This window comes from Microvirga tunisiensis (assembly GCF_009296175.1).
Taxonomy (GTDB): Bacteria; Pseudomonadota; Alphaproteobacteria; order Rhizobiales; family Beijerinckiaceae; genus Microvirga; species Microvirga tunisiensis.
The window spans coordinates 1-2,438 of the sequence record NZ_VOSK01000598.1; the positions used below are offsets into that span (position 1 = coordinate 1).

3 pseudogenes are annotated in these 2,438 nt (G+C 63.7%); all 3 read left to right on the forward strand.

The window, feature by feature from the left end:
• Positions 1-167: 167 nt before the first annotated feature.
• Positions 168-431: pseudogene (locus FS320_RS41790) on the forward strand (transposase); the annotation flags it as partial.
• 74 nt (positions 432-505) lie between these two features.
• Positions 506-1,580 (forward strand): annotated as a pseudogene (locus tag FS320_RS41795) (IS110 family RNA-guided transposase).
• Positions 1,581-1,858: 278 nt separating this feature from the next.
• Positions 1,859-2,284: pseudogene (locus tag FS320_RS41800) on the forward strand (IS3 family transposase); the annotation flags it as partial.
• Positions 2,285-2,438: the final 154 nt, after the last annotated feature.

Genomic DNA, 2,438 nt, shown 5'->3' on the forward strand with positions numbered 1-2,438 from the left:
GCTGCCATCAACCTCATCCGACTAGGGGCTTGGTTCGCGGGCACGCCGCTCGCACGAACCCGGCAATCCGCCTTTACCAAGCTCATGATGGCTCCCGTCCCAGCATGATGAATTCGCCAGCAGTATCGGAACGATGGAGAGCACTCTTATAGCCCAGGAGGATCTCCATGCCCCACACACGCTTTACGAAGGAGTTTCGGGACGAGGCTGTGCGGCTTGCCTTGACCAGTGGCCGCAGCCGGCGCGAGGTCGCTCAAGATCTCGGCATCGGCCTGTCGACCCTGCGCCACTGGCTCGACCGCCGTCGTGAGCGTGAGATCGAGGACCCGCCCGCGGAGCGCCAGGAGGACATGGCCACCGAGCTGAAGCGGCTGCGGCGCGAGAACGAGATCCTGCGCCAGGAGCGGGAGATCCTGAAGAAGGCCACGGCTAATGGCATGGACCGGCCGTGCTCCCGGAGGGAGCATGGGAGGGCGGGATTGTTCCGCAGGCAAGGAGCTATGCCATGTCACACCAGACCACGACCGAGGCCATCACCACGATCGGCATTGACCTGGGCAAGAATACTTTGACCTGGGCAAGAATACTTTCCACCTCATTGGTATGGATGCCCGCGGCAAGATCCTGCTGCGCCGCAAGATCGCGCGCGGGCAGCTGCAATCCTGCCTGGCGAACGTGCCGGTCTGTCTGATTGGAATGGAGGCCTGCGCGGGCGCCCATCATGTTGGGCGTCAGCTCGCAGCTCTCGGCCATGACGTGCGCCTGCTGCCGGCCCAGTACGTCAAACCGTTTCTCAAGGGTCACAAGAATGACTACCGCGATGCCGAGGCCATTGCCGAGGCGGTCCAGCGCCCGACCATGCGGCCGGTGCCGCTGAAGTCGGCCGAACAACTTGATCTCCAAGCGCTTCATCGGGTGCGCCGCCGCCGGATCGGCCAGCGCACGGCGGTGATCAACCAGATCCGCGCCTTCCTGCTCGAATGTGGCCTTCCGGTGCGTCAGGGGCTTGCCGGGTTACGCGAGGCCCTGCCCACGCTACTGTCTCAACGCACGGACGTGCTCTCGCCGCGGATGATCCACCTGATCGAGGATCTATCAGACGATTGGCGGCAGTTGGACGAACGCATCGAGACGCTGACCCGGGACATCACGGCCCTGGCGCGAGAGGACGCGGGCTGCCGGCGGTTGATGGATGTCCCGGGTGTCGGGGTGATCACCGCCAGTGCTATGGTAGCAGCGATTGGAACCGGAGCAGCCTTCAGCAAAGGCCGTGACTTCGCCGCCTGGCTCGGGCTGGTGCCCAAGCAGATCTCGACCGGCAATCGCACCATCCTGGGCGGCCTCTCCAAGCGTGGAAACCGCTACTTGCGCACCCTGTTCGTGGGCGGCGCGCAGGCTATTCTGCAGCACCCACACAACTGGCCGAGATATCGCTTCGGCCGCTGGCTGATGACAGCGGCCCTCGGCTGCGTCGGAATGTGCTGGCTGCCGCGTTGGCCAACAAGCTGGCGCGCATCGCCTGGAGCGTGTTGTACCGCGAAAGAGGCTATGACGCGGGGATTGCCGCCCAGGTGCCGTAAGACCGCTTGAGCAGCAGGCGTTTCGGCGATCGAGTTCCCACCGAGGTTTGCGGGAAGGATGTGACAGGATGGATGAACGGTTGCCCGGCGCACGGGAAGCCTGAGCGAAAAAATGGCCCGTTGAGGTCTCACCGCTAAAAAGGCCCAGTGCGCGCGGATTTCCATGATGGCCCGGAGCAGGTGCTCCACCCAGAGGCCGGATAGATTGATGCAAACCGTCTCTCATCCAATCTGAAGCAGCCCTCTTGCAACGCACGGCCGGTCCATAGATCCATAGATTTCGCCAAGGAGGGAAGTCGATGAAGTTCCGGTTCATCGATGCGGCGAAAGAGAACTTCCCCGTCACGCGCCTGTGCCAGGTTCTCGAAGTGAGCCAGAGCGGCTACTTCGCCGGGCGATCCCGTCCAGCGAGCCCGCGCCAGCAGGAGGATCTGGTTCTGTTGGCCCACATCCGCTCCGCCTTCACCCTCTCCCATGAGACCTACGGCAGCCCGCGCCTGACCCGCGAGTTGCAGGATGAGGGACTGCAAGTCGGTCGCCGTCGGACCGCTCGGCTGATGCGCGAGAACGGCCTCAAGGCTCGGCAGAAGCGCCGGTTCAAGCGCACCACCGACAGCCATCACGCCTTTCCAATCGCGCCCAACCTGCTCGAGCAGGACTTCTCGGCTGAGCGTCCAAACGAGAAGTGGGCCGCAGATATCTCCTAGATACTGTCGGCGAATTCAGAGGGTTGGCGCCAACGCAGCAAAGCGGGTCACGCGCGTCTTGGTGCGCGGCCATCCGTCCAACCAGTGTACGACCCGCAAGACGTTCATCGCAGCCGCCGAACACACCTCCTGGAGGCCGGTCTTCAGGAGC